The 18,473-nt window shown below is 35.0% G+C and carries 8 protein-coding genes and 1 pseudogene; 2 read left to right on the plus strand and 7 right to left on the minus strand.

Going from position 1 to position 18,473, the window contains the following annotated elements; all coding sequences use genetic code 11:
* Window positions 1-15: 15 nt before the first annotated feature.
* The 4 genes from EP747_RS08790 to EP747_RS08805 all read right to left on the minus strand — a co-directional run bounded on the left by EP747_RS08790 (window position 16) and on the right by EP747_RS08805 (window position 6,521).
* Entirely contained in the window at window positions 16-1,920 is a 1,905-nt protein-coding gene (locus tag EP747_RS08790) for an alkyl/aryl-sulfatase (RefSeq protein ID WP_165346928.1), read from the minus strand.
* A 62-nt stretch (window positions 1,921-1,982) separates the two neighbouring features.
* Window positions 1,983-3,500, minus strand: a complete 1,518-nt coding sequence (locus EP747_RS08795; protein WP_129689535.1) for a long-chain-fatty-acid--CoA ligase — start codon at window positions 3,498-3,500, stop codon at window positions 1,983-1,985.
* A 205-nt stretch (window positions 3,501-3,705) separates the two neighbouring features.
* Window positions 3,706-4,914, minus strand: a complete 1,209-nt coding sequence (locus tag EP747_RS08800) for an iron-containing alcohol dehydrogenase (RefSeq protein ID WP_129689536.1) — start codon at window positions 4,912-4,914, stop codon at window positions 3,706-3,708.
* A gap of 89 nt (window positions 4,915-5,003) precedes the next feature.
* Complete coding sequence (locus EP747_RS08805) at window positions 5,004-6,521, minus strand: aldehyde dehydrogenase family protein (RefSeq protein ID WP_129689537.1); 1,518 nt, start codon at window positions 6,519-6,521, stop codon at window positions 5,004-5,006.
* Between the two features lie 454 nt (window positions 6,522-6,975).
* Here EP747_RS08805 and EP747_RS08810 point away from each other — a divergent pair, with 454 nt between their 5' ends.
* Complete coding sequence (locus tag EP747_RS08810) at window positions 6,976-7,884, plus strand: LysR family transcriptional regulator (RefSeq protein ID WP_129689538.1); 909 nt, start codon at window positions 6,976-6,978, stop codon at window positions 7,882-7,884.
* A 135-nt stretch (window positions 7,885-8,019) separates the two neighbouring features.
* Here EP747_RS08810 and EP747_RS08815 read toward each other — a convergent pair whose 3' ends face one another.
* Together EP747_RS08815 and EP747_RS08820 are read right to left on the minus strand one after the other, a co-directional pair.
* Window positions 8,020-15,237 (minus strand): immunoglobulin-like domain-containing protein, encoded by a 7,218-nt coding sequence (locus EP747_RS08815; RefSeq protein WP_129689539.1) that lies wholly within the window; start codon window positions 15,235-15,237, stop codon window positions 8,020-8,022.
* Between the two features lie 558 nt (window positions 15,238-15,795).
* A complete protein-coding gene (locus EP747_RS08820; protein WP_235832792.1) occupies window positions 15,796-17,259 on the minus strand; it encodes a flavin monoamine oxidase family protein in 1,464 nt (487 codons plus the stop codon).
* Window positions 17,260-17,440: 181 nt separating this feature from the next.
* On the opposite strand from EP747_RS08820, the pseudogene EP747_RS08825 reads away from it, so the two are divergent.
* Window positions 17,441-17,617, plus strand: a pseudogene (locus EP747_RS08825) (TetR/AcrR family transcriptional regulator); the annotation flags it as partial.
* Between the two features lie 119 nt (window positions 17,618-17,736).
* On the opposite strand, the gene EP747_RS08830 reads toward EP747_RS08825, so the two are convergent.
* A partial coding sequence (locus tag EP747_RS08830; RefSeq protein WP_165346930.1) for a BclA C-terminal domain-containing protein occupies window positions 17,737-18,473 on the minus strand: 737 nt, incomplete at its 5' end.

Consider the following 18,473-nt stretch of genomic DNA (forward strand, 5'->3'; position numbering starts at 1 on the left):
AATTATTTCTGTTAATTAAGGAGTTACGATATTTATACAGCGGTCGAACTCATCTAAAAGTGATAAAAATTCATTCAATTTTGTTTGGTCACCAGAAATGATTAATTTTCCTGCTCCAACTGCTTGTTCAGGTGAAAGAAGTCCAAGTAAAGTTCCATAAAATGCAAATTGATCAATTGTTAATGAAACATCTGCATTGTCATCTAACTTATTTGCTCTCGAAAATAAAACAGAATTTTCCAAATATAAAGTGTAGACTTGCTTAGAGTCTGATAATGTTACATTTATCGTTATTTTTTTACCTTCTGCTTTTGGACCGTTTAATTTAACGGCTATTAATTTTAAGAATTCGTTGACTGGCATATTCTTAATTATTCCCGAGACATCTAGCGGTGAATTTTCTTTATTAATTCCATATCTTAGTTCAGATGCACCTACAAGATAAATATTGCGCCAATTAGCTGATTCAGCTTGATACCCTAATTGTTCAAATGCGTCTGCTAATAAATTTCTAGCTTCTGAATTTTCTGGTTCAGCCATAATGACATTTTTTAATACTTGAGCGATCCAACGATATTCACCTTTTTCAAAATCAGCTTTTGCTTGTCTCAAAATATTTGTTGATCCGCCCATGTATTCAACATATTTTTGGCCAGCTTCCACTTGTGGTAATGGATCTAAATCGGAAGGATGAGCACTATAATAACCTAAATAATAATTGTAAATACCCTTTGAATTATGTTTTAAAGTTCCATAATACCCGCGATTTCCCCAGTAAGTATCCAATTCTGTTGGAAGTTTGATTATTTCAGCTATCTCATCCATCGTATATCCATGATTGGCTAAGCGCACCGTTTGATCGTGCATATATTTATATAAATCACGTTGCAATTTTATATGATTGATTGCATTATCTTTCTCCCATACAGGCCATGCATGAATCATTAGTAATGCATCAATCTCTTCATTTTCAAATAATTCGATTGTTTTATCTAGTGAATTAGCCCAATGTAATGCATCTCGCGTTTTTGCTCCTCTTACAGTATAAATTTGATGCATCAATTTATTGGCATTCTCTGATACAAATAATATTTTATAATCTCTAATATAAAAATGCATTTCAGCTGGTGCTTCTGTATTTGGCGTTAATAAAAATTCAAATGTTACACCATCAACTTCCATCGATTGGATTTCATTTTCTATTTCAACATTTGGTAACTGAAAACTCATAGTACCTGAGCCCATTGTTGGGCCAATACCTACTGATACAGAGCCTTTTGTACCGTCTGGTAAATCTTTCCCAAACTGATACTCTGCACGACGGGCCATGATTGTACCTAAAAGTGCATTCTCACTTAACGCTTCTTCTGTAAAATATTGAGGAACTATAATCGGAATATTAGGATTTTCAGCATATTTAAGCACAGCTTGAATACCGCCAAAATGATCAGCGTGACTTTGACTTATTATGATGGCTGTTACTGGCTTTTGTGGTCGATGTTTATAATATAATTCCATCGCGGCTTTAGCTGATTCATTACTTCCTAAAGCATCTACGACAATCACTCCCTGTTTTCCTTCAATAAAAAAGTTAGTTACCAATGATTGTCCACGAACTTGATATACTCCTTCTACAACTTCAAACAAACCAGATATAGCCTGTAATTGTGCATTTCTCCATAAACTAGGGTTCACAGTCTCAGGAGCAGCGTCATTTAAATAGTTTAACTGTTCAATGTCCCAAACGACTTCCCCAGAATCATCTTTAATAATCTTTGCTTCTAGTGGTGCAATAAATCCTCTATTTGCATCTAAGAAGTCCTGCCTATCATCAAAATTTAGAGAATCATATACTGCTAAATTAGCCTTTTTTGTAAAAGAAGTTGCGGGCATTGATTGAGTTAAAATGTTATTTGTCATAGGAACCTCCATGATTTAAATATAAATTTCAAAAGTTTTTATCAGAAAAATACTCTATTAAACTAATTAACTTTTACTTGTTCAACATTTAAAGCTCTTTTTAAAATCTTACCTGTACTATTCTTAGGTAATTCTTTCTTAAATTCTATTTGTTTAGGTAGCTTGTACTTTGCAAGCTTGTCCTTGCAGAAATGTAAGATATCATCCACTGTTATACTTTCATCATTCGATACAACGAAAGCCTTTACGATTTCTCCGTAATCATTATCAGTTATTCCTAATACAGCTACTTCAACAATCGCTGGATGTTGATAGATTACTTCCTCTACTTCTCTTGGATATACATTGTATCCGTTTACAATAATCATGTCCTTTATTCGATCAACAATATAGATATATCCATCTTTATCCATTTTTGCTAAGTCACCAGTATAGAACCAATCATTCTTTATGGCGTTAGTTGTTGCATCAGGCATTCCAAGATATCCAATCATGACATTTGGACCTTTGACAATTAGTTCACCTATTTCGCCTCTTGGAACTTCATTTCCAAATTTGTCGACAACCTTATTTATTACGCCTGGAATATCTACTCCGACAGACCCAATTTTTCTTATTCCTTTTATAGGATTAAATGCCGTAACAGGAGCTGTTTCAGAAAGACCGAATCCTTCAGCAATAATAGTCTTATATTTTTCCTCAAATCGTTGAAGTAATTCAACTGGCATCGATGCTCCACCTGATAAACATACACGTATAGATGCGAAATACTCAGCTGAATAATCTTTTAATTGTAATAAAAAGTTATACATCGTTGGAACACCAGCAAATAATGTCACTTTCTCATTAAAAATTGTATGAATGACTTCAATAGGATTAAATTTTTGAACAATTACGATATTAGCTCCAATCATAATTGGTGTATTAATACAAACTGTCATGCAAAATACATGGAACATTGGAAGGACAGCTAAAATGCGATCATCTTCTTTGAACTCGACAAGTTTAACAATTGACTCTGCATTTGATGCCATATTTCTGTGACTTAGCATAGCTCCTTTTGGTCTTCCTGTTGTTCCAGAAGTATATAAAATAACAGCAAGATCTTCTGCCATAATTAACGGATTTTCATTGTTTTTTGATTTATTTACAATCAACTGCTCCCAATTGAATTCAGCTTTATTAGATCCGACATAGTAAAGCATTTCGATCTGTTTTAATTCTAATTTAAGAGAATCAATGATCGTTTCCATTGTAAAATTTGATATAACGGCTTTTGCTTGGCTATTCGATAAAATATATGAAATTTCTTCTTTCGTATAGATCGGGTTAACCGGTACTACTACCCCACCTGCACGAAGAATTCCATAATAAGCGATGACAAATTCCGGACAATTCCCTAATACCAAGGCTACTTTATCACCTTTTCTAATTCCATCATGTACTAAACTAGATGCTACACATTCAACTTGTGAATATAATTCACTATACGTTATATTTTTATTTTCAAATGTAATTGCATTACGATTTGGATATTTTTCTGCACTTTTTCTTAAACTTTCATTTAGATTCCAATTCATAAAAATTTTTCTCCTCCTGATAACTACATACCATTAGTAGGCTACATTCTAGTAATTTACTAAATTAGTGAGATTAAATGAAATTGTAATACTAAAAATTGAGATAGATTAGTATTATTATGTCTTCTAACTTTATACACAAAAATTGAATATAATTGAGGCACCATCAAAGATTTTGAAGGTGCCCGGTAACTATAAATAAAAATTATGAAATTACTAAGCCAGAACCTGCAACTTCATTGGAAACTTTTGCTATTACTTCAGGTGGAATTTTGAAGAATATTCCGCAAGGATCACTATGAACCATCGCTACAATGTATCCCATATTATCGACATTAACCTCAAAATCAGCAAACGTACTAGGAAGACCAACATTTTCACGTAAATTACGGATAAATAGAACAACTTCTGCAAGGCACTCTTCTGGTTTTTCCGGTATATCTTTTAAACCTAAAGCTTGTGCAAAACCATGAATACGTTTCAAATAATATGGTGCTAGTGATTCCATTACATTTGGTAATAACACTGCATTAGCAAGTCCATGAGGAATTCCGAATTTTGCTCCAAATACGTGTGCTATATTATGAACTGGAATCGCATTAACTGAAAGACTGAAAGCAGAAATTGCCATCGAACTAGCCATTAACATATTTGATCGTGACGCAAGGTTACGCCCTTCATGAACAGCAGTAGGTAAATTATCTACAATCATACGAATCGCTTGAATTGCATATGCATCCGTCATAGGATTCGCCTGAGGTGAGAAATAAGCCTCAATTGCATGAGTTAATGCGTCAAATCCTGTAAACGCTGTAATTTTCGGTGGTAAACCAACTGTAAGCTCAGGGTCTAAAATCGCCATATCAGGGCTAATGAATGTATTTAGGATATTTGTTTTAATTCCTAATTTTTCATTAAGTACTACTGCGATTGGAGACACTTCTGCACCAGTTCCAGCTGTTGTTGCGATTGCAACGTGTGGAATTGGAATATACTGAGCTTCTGGCCAAAATTCCATTAAATTTCCAACAAGAAGCTCTTCACGAATATCATGAACCTTATTATGAAGCATCCATTTAATTGCTTTAACTGTGTCTAAAACACTTCCTCCACCAACAGCAATTAATGAATCTCCATTACATTCTTTAAAGAACTTGGCACCTCGGTTTATAATTTCACCTTTTGCATCCTGTTCAATGTCCTCAAAAACTCCTACTAGCTGTACTGCACTAGGAATCGCTTCAAATAGTTCTTTAATTTTATCTGTAATTCCCGCTTGAGTTATTCCTTTATCAACGTAAAGAACTGCTCTTTTACCACCAAGTCCTTTTATCATTTCTGGTAACATTGAACGAGCTCCAGCCCCGCTGTTTACAACTGTACGAACCGAAAACTGAAAAAATGACGTTATCATGGGATCACCTTCTCTTTTCTATTATGTTTTTTATTAGTCTTACCGAATTAATCTATTTTTTTATATTAGTAACTTTTAAATCTAGTTTTTTATAATAAGATGCCATACCAAGGTTTTTGGCTTAATTCTGGAGTAAGTGAACAATGAACATGCTTTACTTGTGTGTACTCATCTAAAGCATAACGGCCAAGTTCACGTCCAAAACCACTTTGTTTATATCCACCAAATGGTGCATCACTTCTTAACATGTGCCAATCATTGATCCAAACTGTTCCTGCTTTTAATTCACGAGAAATTTTTAGTGCTTTGTTAACATCTTTTGACCAAATACCAGCTGCTAATCCATAAATTGTGTCATTCGCAATTTCGACTGCTTCTTCAACCGTAGAGTAGCGAATCACGCAAAGTACAGGACCGAATATCTCTTCTTGAGCAATTTTCATTTTATTGTCTACATCTGCGAAAATAGTAGGTTCAATGAAATAGCCATGATCATAACCTTCACCCGTTAATCGTTTTCCTCCACAAACTAAACGAGCACCTTCTTTAATTCCAGTCTCAACATAAGATAGCACTGTATCAAGTTGTTGCTGAGAAGCCATTGGCCCCATGCCGTTTGCCATATCAAGCTGGTTTCCAATTGTAATTGAAGATGCTAAATTTGCTAAGCGCTCAACAACTTCATCATAAATCGAATCATGTACTAAAAGGCGAGTTCCAGATTCGCAAAGTTGTCCAGAATGTAGACAGAATCCAAATAAGCTACCTGGAATCGTAATGTCTAAATCAGCATCTGGTAAAACGATAGAAGGTGATTTTCCACCTAATTCTAGAGTGACTCTTTTAACTGTTCCAGCTGCTAACTCCATAATCCGTCTTCCTACTTCAGTAGATCCCGTAAATGCTACCTTATCTACATGTGGATGAGTTGCTAGCACTTCACCAACAGTAGCTCCAGGTCCTGAAACAACATTGAAAACTCCAGCCGGTATTCCAGCTTCAGTAGCTAATTCTGCTAATTTCAAAGTAGAAAGAGGTGTATTTGAAGCTGGCTTAACAACAATAGAATTACCCATTGCCAGTGCAGGGGCAATTTTCCACATTGCTAAAAGCATTGGAAGATTCCAAGGTGTAATCGCAGCTACAACACCAATCCCTTCACGCCATACTTGATTATTGCTTGGTCCTGGAAAAGGCAGTACTGGCAGTGACTCAACAAATGGATACTCAATAGTAAATTTGGCTGTCTGCTGAAGTAAATCTACTAAATATAAAATATCTAAATTTGAAATTCGTCTTACAGTTGCACCTGAGCTAATAGCTTCTAAGAATGCAAGTTCTTCAGAATGTTCGACAATCTTATTCCCAAAATTAACTAAGATCTGAGCTCTTTCTTTTGGTGATTTTTTTGACCAAATTCCTGAATCAAAAGCATTACGAGCTGAAGTTATAGCTGCTTCAGTATCTTCTCTTCCAGCTTTAGCTACCAGAGCGACTACTTCTCCAGTTGCTGGATTTTTCACACTAAACGTTTCACCACTTTTTGCTGGTGTCCATTTACCATCAATATAAAGCGGAAATTCTAATACTTTTACAGTCGTTTGCATTTAAAAACCTCCTAAAAATGTTTTATTAATATTAGATAAATAGGATTTATAGTAACACCTTTTCCTTCGAATTGGCCTTACCTCTTATTTAGAAAAAATGGTAGATCATTAGGGTATAACGATATTAGGTCATGGATCATGTTCTTTCCCCTTTTTAAATGAATTAAGATAAATTAAAATGACCTGGTTCCTCAGACTGTTTATAACAAAGAAAACGCTTGCAAAAACACATAAAAATTTTTAGAATATAAAATTAGATGAAACTTTTTTTAGCAATTTAATACAGTTTAAAAATTAAGAATTATCTGAATTAATTGTATAACGTTGCAATTACTTAGTAAAATTAAGGTTTGTAATACCTGGTTCACAATTACTAATATCTAAAATTAGAGGATTTCATTATTCTCAAAACGAATTTCTAATATAGTAATCTATATACTAAGGTGGTCATCCTATGCACATACAAAAGCTAAAGATTCTTTCTGAAGTTGCTAAAACGGGCTCTTTTTCTATAGCTGGTCAGAATCTTCATATAAGTCAATCTGGTATTAGTCAGGATATCAAAAAAATAGAAGATGAATTAGGGATAAAAATTTTCGATCGCACTCGTTATGGGGTTGTTCAATCATATGAGGGAACTAAAATTGTAAAAAAAGCAAATGAAGTTTTGTTAAAATATGAAGAATTGATCGAAGAGGCTAGAAAAATTTTGGATATACATTCTGGAAATCTCAGAGTGTCTACTATACCTGCTTTTATTACTTATTTATTGAAACCATTAATGGAATTTAAGAATTTATATTCAAATTTAACGATAGAGATTTCAGAAAATATAACTGAACTGACAGTGGAATCAGTTCAACAGAATAAAGCAGATATCGGACTGATCTGTATCTATGAAGATATTTTAAAAAATATTGAGCATTTAAATTTCGAAAGTATCGCTGAGGGAACATTAAAGGTATATGTAAGTAGTGATTCACCTTTCGCTAAAAAGAAAAAAATAACACCAGAAGAAATCATTCAGCAAACGATCGTCTTATATAATGGCGATTATATTAAATGGTTTGTTAATAATTTTCAATGTACTTTTGGGAAATTGAATATTTTATTGTCATCAAATCAAACAGAAGAACTATCTCGTTTAATCTCAAATGGATTAGCGATTGGGTTTGCCCCAGATTTTGCTACTAAAAGTAACCCTTATGTTCTGGAAGGTAAAATCGTTGAAATTGATATTATCAATTATGAACCTATTAATGTAACGCTTGGCATTATTCAAACGAAGAATAGAACTCTTACAAAAATTGAGGAACACTTAACTCGGTTTATTAAATCTGAATTACAATATTATATAAATTAAGATTCGACTTCATATTCTTACTATAAATAGTTAATTCACAACCTAAAATTGTATATTGCTAATAAAATGAAAAGATGTCTCAAATGATACGAATCATTTGAGACATCTTTTCATTTTAATTACATTGAACTACCATTACTTAACTTTTATAGTTCGTTTTACAGAATGACTTTTATTTCCAGCATTATCAATTGCGTATAGAGTAATAGTTTTTGTACCTTTACTTTGTTTTGGTAATTTCACATGAAATGTACCCTTACTTGATACTTTTGCTTTTGCAACAGTTTTATTCCCTATTGTTACAACAATTGTTGAATAAGCTTCTGCTTTACCTTTAATTTCCACACCATATTTGGAACTTACACTCAAGCTTGAGATGACCGGTGTATTTGGAGCTGTACGATCTAACACTTTTGTTTTAGATGCAGCGCTCTGATTTCCTGCAATGTCTTTTGCATAGACTGTTAGAATTGTGCCTGCTTTTTGTTTACTTACCTTTATACGATATGCTCCCTTTGTATCTGCTTTTCCAGTTGCAATAATCTTGTTTTGATTTTTAACAATAATAGATGCGTTTGCTTCGCCCGTACCAGATATTGATGTATCGTTGTTATCAATCTGATTAATCCTTGGAGCATTAGGTGCCGTACGGTCTAATACTGTCACTTTTGCTGTAGCACTTTTATTTCCAGCTTGATCTTTTGCATATGCGGTTAATGCTGTACCAGCTTTTTGTTTACTTATTTTAATTCGATATGCCCCTTTTGAATCTGCTTTTCCTGTTGCTAGTACTTTATTTTGTACGCTAATCGTAATCGATGCGTTTGCTTCGGTACTACCTGATATTGATGTATCATTGTCATCAACTGGATAGATCCTTGGTGCATTCGGAGCCGTACGATCTAATACAATTACTGATTTACTTTGTAGCCCTTGGACATATACCGTTAAAACTGTGCCAGCTTTTTGTGGGCTTATCTTTATGACAAATTTTCCATCAGCATTTGTTTTTCCAGTTCCTACTACAAGTTCTTTATTTTTCACAATAATATTTGCATTGGCTAGCGTAGTTCCTGAAATACTTGTGTCATTGTCATCAATTGTGTTGATTGTTGATACTGGTGGCTCTTCATAATTTTGTCTTAATACTGTCAGATAAAATTCTCTCGTCGTGCTCGCATTTCCTTTCTTAATAGTTGCCGTTAACGTAACAGGACGATTACCAAGCTCAAATTTAGGTCTTGTCACTGTTCCATCATTTTTAATGAAAGAAGGATTACTTGAAGACCAACTAATTGTTGTATCATTCGTCCCTTTTGTTGGTAAATTCAAGTTAGATGTTACAGAATTTTGATCTGTATTATTATTTTTAATCAAATTCCAAACAACCGATGATTTTGCTGCCAAAACAGCTGGTTCGTCAGAAGAATCTTTGCTTCTTACAAAGAAATAAAACATTTTCCCAAGTCTTGCATCACCTAGTTTTATATAAGCGTATACTGGAACGTATTGATTTTGAGCAGGTCTTGTCACTTTTCCATCATTTGCAATAACGTCTGGCATGTCCGATTCCCATCGAATTTCGACACCGTCTTTTCCAAAAGTTGTCGGGAACGTTAAATCCTTTGTAACGTCCAAATCACTTGTGTTTTCGCCAAGTAATTTGTCAGTTGTTAATCCTTGATACACACGTAATACTTTTGTTCGATCTGCGTGTTGTGTATCTCTTAGAACCGTTAGATGGAACGTTTTGTAGAATATACCGCTGTTTCGTGTGATTTTTGCAACAAGTTCCACGTGTGCATCATCTTCGTCAAATAACGGTAGGTACACGCGTCCTTGATTTGTAATATGCTTTTGATCATCAGAAGTCCATGTAATTACTGAACCATTTGATCCTCTAGTTGGTAATGATAAAGATTGTGATACATCACCTTGTTCTGTATTACCTGCTCGAATAACATCCCAAGTAATTGATGAAGAATCTTCAGCAACAGCCTGTGAATCATTTTGAGTTTTCGCATTCACTTTTAGGTTAAACGTCTTAACAGCAGTAGCAGCACCTACAGTTACAGTAGCTGTTAGTGTGATATTCGTATCTTTATCTGCTCGATATACCTTACCATCATTTGTGATGACGCTCGGATCACTACTTTCCCAGCTAATTTCTGCTAGATTATTTTTATCATAGAAAGGTAGCACTAAATTAGTCATCACATTCGTTTGCTCTGTGTTACCACCTTTTATCTTGTCCCAATTCAACTGTTCCGCTGCTTTTGTTGCTTGAGGTTGATCAGCGGCTTCTGCAGCACCAAGACGATAGACTACCACATTGAAAACTAATGGATGGTTCCCTGCAAATGGGTGACTAGGGTTCTCACCGATTGTACTTCCACCATCTATTTCAAAAAAGTTTGCTCCCGGTTTTAACTCACCTGTTGGCATACTGAATGGTTTTACCCCTGGTTCATTGTTATATCCTGTTGGGATATTTCCGCCAGTTTCTTCGTTTAACCCATCGTCATATGGACCACTTCTCCATTCTAACGTTGGATCAAATAAGTTTTTATAGAATTTATCTTCTCCCGCTACTGCTCGATTCCAATCAACCCATTCAGCATAGAAATTCATTCCAACCGCAGTTATCGACCCTTTTACATCATACGTTGAATCATAAGTAAAGAATGTTGCAGTACCCGTTGAATCAATAATTGCATTGTCAAATTTTACTTTTGGTATATACGGATTTTTGATGACAGGTACTTGGATCGTTGTCTCGTGACCTAAATAGTCAATCATCGTTACCGGGAACGTACTTTCACCTTCTGGTATACTGCCCGGATCATTATATCCAACAGGACCATTAAAGGCATATACATCTCCTAATGGTAAGTCCCACTCTGGTATTGCATTGGGGTAATAATATGTTGTAGCTTTTCTTTGTTGATTACCAACTAATAAAATTGGTGCTAAATCCGGATTCGCTGACCATGTTTTATTATTTCCATAAGGCGTTACAAGATAGCCTCCAACCCATGGATCGAAACTTTCTACATGGTAAGTCTTATTATATTGAAGTTTTATTTCTGGATTTCTACTTGCATCTTTATATGGAACAACATCAATCGGAAGTTCAGTGACTGTTTCACCATTTTTAACATTTACTTTATCGGCTGCAACACTTACATCAATCGTAATCTTGCTTGCATTTCCCATATAATCGGTAGTTGTCTGTTCGATTGAGTGATCACCATTTGCTAACACAACTGGATATCGGAACGTTTGTTCAGATCTATCTAAAGTTGTTATACTGCCCATTGATTTTTTAGTTCCACCATCAACAGCAACTTCTACTTTATAACCTCTTGAATTTGCTATTTCATCTTTCACTGTCGTACTTAACATTAGAGAAACAGGATCCCCGCTCTTTTCTACGAATGCTTTCATTTTATTCGCATTCACTGAAATCGTTGGTGCCACTGTATCTACAAATGTCTCGATACCAATAGCTGGAATTTCTGTATCATTCCAATGTTCACCATCTGCTAAACATACATACTTCACAACATACTCTCCTGCAGGTAAATCGTTTGGAACGGTATATTGTCCTTTAATCGAATACTCACTGTATTCCCCATATGCTGGTTTTTCCGTCATCACTTGATTTAGATCAAGATCGATCGGATCTCCAACAATCGTATTATTATCGTAATAATCTTTTAAAAGGACCGCTTGAATTTTTTTCACAGCACCTGTACGTCCAACTGCATTAAAGTTCAAACTAAAATTATCCCCAGGTTTTACGTTAGCAGTCCAGTACATACTTGGAATGTTGTCGCCTAAAGTAGCTGAATACATATCAATCCAAACATGATTACTTGTTTTATTAACGATAACGGTATGATATTCACCAAAATTTCCAACTTTATCAATTGGAGCAATAGTGATGATGTTTCGTCCTTCATTTAATCCAGGTACTTTTAATTCATATGTGCCATCTGCATTATGCTTTACATCTGATTTATAAGTAGTAAATGGCTCGCTTCCATTTACGGCTAGATATACACTACCGTCAACATCACCAGCTTCTCCATCATCCATCGTCCAGCGCACAGTATAGCTATCTGTATTTGTTACTTCAGGATGTATTTTTTCATCATAATCCGCTGATCGTAATAAATTTAAAGTCGGTGCAGTTGTATCCTTATACATCGGTATATAAACAGTCGGTTGAGGTTTCGCATTAGGTGCATCTGCTGTTGCCGTAACCGCAAAGTAATACTGACCATCAGGAACAGGTAGTCCTTGATTATATGCATACCAAACCCAGTTTGCTGAAATCTGAGCAGGTATACCACCTGAATATGGATCATTTTTGACATTCCATTCTTCATCTGCCAAATGAGTCACAAGATTATGTTCTTTATCGACAACATCTATTTTTATGTTTCGTGCGCTTCGAAGTAAAGCAAGCGCAGGTACTGGCGAGAATTCAGGACCAAAAGCATAAAACTTGTCACCTAAAGCGATTTGAGCCGGTGTATGTGGTTTACCGAATACCTCCTCGTACCCAAAATAAAAAGGACCTGTTTGAACTGCTAATTGTGTACCAAATCCTGACTGAGTCCACACATCTGTAGTATCTGGTGTATCGATGACTTTTGGCTCATCCCATTTCCCGTAAAAACCATTATATGGAACGTTTAATGTTGGGTTATTTGAATCTGTCGGTGTTAAATAAATATAGCCCTCAACAAATGTATTTTTTACTGTAGCATCTGTTAAAGATAAAGTAACAGTTACTCGCTTAGTTGAATTTGCTGGAATTGTAATTTCTTTTAAATCAAATAATAATTTTGCATCATCTAAATATCGGCTACGAATGTTATCCGAATTTGTCTTAAGCTCGTCTTTTAAAACATCCGTCATCACAGTTCCATTTAATTTGTAAGTTACAGCTTTATCTGAAAGATTTGAAGCAGTTAGTGTAAATGTTGTATCTTTGCCTATTTCTTTCAAACTAATACTGCCAGTACCAGTTGAGCCGGTAACAACCACAGGAGTTTTCACAGCAAGGTCTGGGCGAATCATCCCTGCGCCCTGTCTTCTAGGCTGATATTCAGTCATATAGTCACTTCGGTCAATTGAATTATTACCATTGACATAATCTCTTTTTGCTGGAATCGACGTATTCATAATTAAATTCTTCGATAACTCCGCAAAAGCTCTTGTTCCCGGTTTAAATCCTTTATCAATTAAAGCTTGCATTACATCTGCAACTGCACCAGCTACGTATGGAGCTGCCATAGAAGTTCCATCTTCGCTCTCATAAGCATTGTGTTTATTCGTATCAGCAGTTCTAACTGATGATACAATCGCATGACCAGGAGCCATTACTTCTGGTTTTAATAATAAATTACTAGTTGTCCCCCAAGATGTGAAATCCGTTGGTTGTCCTGGGTTCGATTCAGCGAATGCAGAGCTTACTTTCTCGTCACTAATTTTAAACTTGATTGACTTCTGAGTTGTTGCATCTAGTGGTCCAATAACTGGTCCACCTCCACATGTGCTAAGTGGACCAATAACAGGGCCATCACCGCCACCACATGAAAGTATATCGTCTAATGCCTTTCCATCTTCATAACTAATAAATGAAAATGGAATTGTTCCGAATCCTTGTGGATCTGGTGCTGGTTGAGAAGAACTTCCGTTATAAACGATTACTCCAGCAGCACCTTTTTGTTTCGCATTTGCTACTTTTTCTGCAAAGCTTATTGTTCCGCGCTTTATTAAAACAACTTTACCAGTTACATCTATACCATTGTAATCTGATGGTACGCCAATACGTTCATTTCCACTACTGTCTTTTCCTAGCGAAACTAATATATACTCTTTGTTTTTGTCTGCTGGCCAATTCCAGTCATCGAGACCTTCGCCAGAAATATCATTATCAACTTCGTCTGTATGAAATTTATACGTATGTTTCGATACAATATTATTTGTAGCTGCAACTGTAAATGAATCTGGATAAACACCTGGATTACCAATCTTATTTAAATCAGGAGTTTGTCCAATTTTTATTGTTTCACCCAGACCACCAGATCGATCTGAGTATGCATTAGATGCATTTCCAGCTGCAACAACGACAACATGTCCCTCATCTGTTGCATTTCGAATCGCTATTCCTAATGGATCGTTAGGGTCTCTTGTATCGAAGGAAGAAGATGAACCTAAACTCATGTTAATCACATCTGCTCCTAATGCAGAAGCATGGTCGATTCCTTTAATAATATCTTCTGTTAATGCACCGGCTTGATGATCAGAGAACACTTTTTCAGCAATAATTTGCGCTTCTGGTGCAACACCTTGTATAACAGGGCCAGATCCAGCTGCAATTCCTGCCACGTGGACACCATGTGAGCTTGTTGCATTATTTGGATCTTCCACTCGTGGGATGATATCATCATTTTGATCAGCCCAATTGTAGCCGTCTATTACTTTTAGTGAAGTTGTGCCATCTAGACGTTTAAATTTCCCCTTTTTAATTCTTGCTTTACTCATATCTTTCGGATCTGGGAATGCTTCATGAGTATAGTCAACGCCAGTATCAACTACTGCAATGACCATCCCTTCTCCTTTATAACCAATCGGTTTTCCTAAAGAAGAACCATTCCAAAGATTTTTAATTCCTGTCAAATCATGCTGTTGATTAACAGCTGGTGTAAATGTTTGTTGTAATGTAACAGCTTGAACATCTGGTAATGATTTAATATAATCTATATCTTCGAATTTGATATTATCAATACTAAACCCTTTAAATATATTTTCAAATTCGTGCTTAAACTCTAGTTTATTACTACTCTTCGTTTTACTATTTGATAATTCACTCATGATTTGGTTTTTTGTCGTTTTAATATCTTCTTGAACACTAATTGCAGCATTGGTCACAGACATTTTATTGACTCCAACATGATCAGCTGCTGTCAACTCCGAAACTGTTTGACCTTTAAGCTGAACTATGACCGAAACCTTCTCATCTGGCTTATGCGCTTCTAGGTTCGACAATTTCGCCATATCTGCTAGTTTCTTTTTCTTATCCCTTTCAACTGCAGCCTCAATAATCTTTTTACCTTTCTCATTCAAAGCATCCAGATCTTTTTGAGACAAATTAGCTGAATTTAAGTTCCCTTTACCATTCGTAACAAATATTCCTGATTTTGGTTCGGATTCTTTTACTGTGAATGGATTTTTATGACTATTTTCCTCAGCAAATACAAAATTCATGTTTGACATGACAAGGCCGAAGACCGCCATATACGACATTTTTTTCAACAATTTTTTTCTATACTTCATATTTCCTCCCCCATTGACTGAACAATCTATTAGTGAAGTTCACTTGCTCAATCGAAACCCAAGTCATAAACCTAATTATCAAGAATTTTCTTAATAATAAGATTTATTATTTTTATTGTACTTAGGCCTATATTCACTGTAAATTGGGGTTAATTTTTCGTTGCTCATGTAGATTATTTTAAGAAGAGACCAACAAAGCTTCAGTTCCACGCTCAGATTTTGTAGTAAAATGTAGAAATTTGAAATAAAATGTAGAATTAAGAAATAAATAGAACATGAATACAAAAATTTCTATTTTAAACTTGTGGGAATTCGCTAAATAAGTTAGTCAAAAATTATATTGTCAATTTACGATCGTGATAAATTATTTTAGAATAGATTCGAATTTTGCAGTTTAAGCATTGGAACTGTATGAATAGATCAAATATGTAAAAATGGGTGTTAACTAAACTGACATTGTGTTCATTAAAAAAAATCGACTATACAGCCGATCATGTTGTTCAACTAAAGCTTGCTTTAGTTACATAAGGAAATCTATTAAATTTATTTAAATATTATTTATCTACTATTAACCTCATAAGCTGTTCTAATTCCTGCTTCAATTGCCCCTTGCATCCATCCTGGTGTAGTAGATGAATGGGATCCAGCGAAATGAATTCTCCCTTCTGGCGTACTAATATACTGACCTAATTCTTTTATTTGATCGGGTTTAAACATGACAAATGCTCCTCCAGAATAAGGAAACTCATTCCAATCATGTGAATAGCCTATTAGAAACTCTGAAAACACTTCATTTCCAAATATATACGAAAGATCATTCAAGGCAATTTTTATACGTTCTGCTTGTGTCATATTATTCCAAATACTTGCATCATCTTCCCATGTGTAGCTTGCTAACATAATACCTGTGTCTACCGACGTACCAGACCCATGGCTAGGAAAATACGAAAATTTAATTGGTAGATCAGTAGTTAATTTCCCACCATGAATTCCATATTTTTCCCAAAATCTCGTTTTAAATTGTAGAGCTATTTTAGTTGAATTTGCATAATGTATTTTTCTAATAACTTTCCTCTTTTCATATGAAATAGATTCAAAGGGAAGTAAATCTACAAAGTTTAATAAAGTAAAAGGAATTGTTGAAATAACAAAATCGCTAGTAAGTTGATGCTCTGTATTAAGAATTTGATTTTCAGTATAAATTGTTACGTTTGATTCTTGCTGCACAATTTTTTTTACTCTTTGATTCGTAATAATATAGTCTTTAAGTTGTGGTAAAAATCCATTTATAAGATGATCTGTCCCACCTGTTATTTCGTAAAGTTTAAGGTCTTTTGTTATTAGGATTAAAACTTCCCTTAATATGGCTGTAAATGCAAGTTCAGAAAATCCTTCTAATCCAACAAACGTTTCAATTAGATTAATAGCTTCAGTTGATAGTGATACACCAACAGGGTTATATTTCAAAAAGTTAGCCATTGAATAATGATCATACATATTAATAATGATTTCCCAATTTTTTTCAGGATCTTGATTAATAAAATCAATAACTGGACCAACTGCTAACAAAAGTAACTCTAATGCAGTTTTTCCTTTTTCACTAGGAAAGACATTAAAATTTAATTGGTCAGGATTAGCTTTATAATTTTTATCATTTGTTAATACGTTATTAACGTAAATTAAATCATTAGGGGTACTATTAACGAATTCATTAACTGGCAAATTAAATTTTTTTATATATTCTAAAACTAAATAGTGAAATGATGGGATACGCATTGCCCCGAGATCTATATATTGATTATTTATAAAAGGTTCCCTTTTTGTGTAAATTCTACCCCCTATTCTGTTATTCGCTTCTATAATGGTAATCTGATGCCCTGCTTCTTTCAAAAGCGAAGAAGCAACTAAACCTGAAATCCCTGCACCTATAATTGTAATATGTTTTGGTGAATTCGTTTTTTGTAATCCATTTTGAATTATGTAAATCATTTGCTCCATTGAAAGTAGTAATTTTTGAATCATAGATATCACCTCATCATGCGATAAAATAACTATCAATAAGATGTTATTAGTGTACAAGATGAAATAGAACTTCAGAGATAATATGTCTATAATGATACAAATTAGTGCAACTCCACTTACAATTAGATCGAAAGAAATGTTTAAAAATGCTGTCTTTTCACTATTGAGGACTCAAGTAGCAATTTATTTACACTATCAAGATATTCAAGATTTATTAATGCAAATCACTGAAGAGATTAAAAATGACCTTACAGATAAAATTAATTCTTTAGTACAGGCAAAAGACTTAACAGAACAGCAACAACTAATAAAATTTCTTGATTATTTATATATCCAAAGAAAAAGCCTTTTTTCTTTATAGAAAAAAGGCTTTATAAAGAGTACACTGTTAACGAATCAGAGCACATTTAAATTGTCATCTCTTCAATAAAATAGTTAAAGAGTTAATGCTAAATGAAAATACTAAACTATTTGAAACTAATTTAATTTTTTAATGACAATAGAAGCGTTTACGTTCGCTTGGGTTCCTCCAATTACAGTTGCAAGTCCAACAGCTGCAGCTGAAGAATGATTTCTAAGAGTAAGCACATCAGCAGCTGCAAAAGCTACTATAGCTTGCCCGTTATTTTGCTGAGTACCAGCACCTGAACCATAGATCGTACCTGCAACCGGCAAGCCATTTACAAATAGTGCAAATTGGTTTGATTCTGTACCCGACACTGAGAAAGTAACTTCGTAAATCCCCGGAGTAATAATTGCAATTTGAGAGGTACTAGGGGTATGCGTAATTCCACTTGTCATTATTCCATTTGAATCAAAAATGACATCTGCCTCTACTGCAACCGTCTGAGGAGTTAGATTGAAGATGTATGCGAATTCTGATAAGCCACCTCCTGTTGCTCCTGCTGGACCTGTTGCTCCTACTGGACCTGTTGCTCCCGCTGGACCTGTTGCTCCTACTGGACCTGTTGCTCCCGCTGGACCTGTTGCTCCTACTGGACCTGTTGCTCCCGCTGGACCTGTTGCTCCTACTGGACCTGTTGCTCCCGCTGGACCTGTTGCTCCTACTGGACCTGTTGCTCCCGCTGGACCTGTTGCTCCCGCTGGGCCTGTTGCTCCTACTAGACCTGTCGCCCCTGCTGGACCTGTTGCTCCCGCTTGGCCTGTTGCTCCTACTAGACCTGTCGCCCCTACTAGACCTGTCGCCCCTGCTG

It is taken from the genome of Gottfriedia acidiceleris, from assembly GCF_004138285.1.
GTDB lineage: Bacteria > Bacillota > Bacilli > Bacillales > Bacillaceae_G > Gottfriedia > Gottfriedia acidiceleris_A.

Excerpts from the sequence above, each read along its gene's own strand:
- EP747_RS08790 (WP_165346928.1), bottom strand. The coding sequence starts at position 1,920 with ATGACAAATAACATTTTAACTCAATCAATGCCCGCAACTTCTTTTACA.
- EP747_RS08805 (WP_129689537.1), bottom strand. The coding sequence starts at position 6,521 with ATGCAAACGACTGTAAAAGTATTAGAATTTCCGCTTTATATTGATGGT.
- EP747_RS08815 (WP_129689539.1), bottom strand. The coding sequence starts at position 15,237 with ATGAAGTATAGAAAAAAATTGTTGAAAAAAATGTCGTATATGGCGGTC.
- EP747_RS08820 (WP_235832792.1), bottom strand. The coding sequence starts at position 17,259 with ATGATTCAAAAATTACTACTTTCAATGGAGCAAATGATTTACATAATT.
- EP747_RS08810 (WP_129689538.1), top strand. The coding sequence starts at position 6,976 with ATGCACATACAAAAGCTAAAGATTCTTTCTGAAGTTGCTAAAACGGGC.
- EP747_RS08800 (WP_129689536.1), bottom strand. The coding sequence starts at position 4,914 with ATGATAACGTCATTTTTTCAGTTTTCGGTTCGTACAGTTGTAAACAGC.
- EP747_RS08795 (WP_129689535.1), bottom strand. The coding sequence starts at position 3,500 with ATGAATTGGAATCTAAATGAAAGTTTAAGAAAAAGTGCAGAAAAATAT.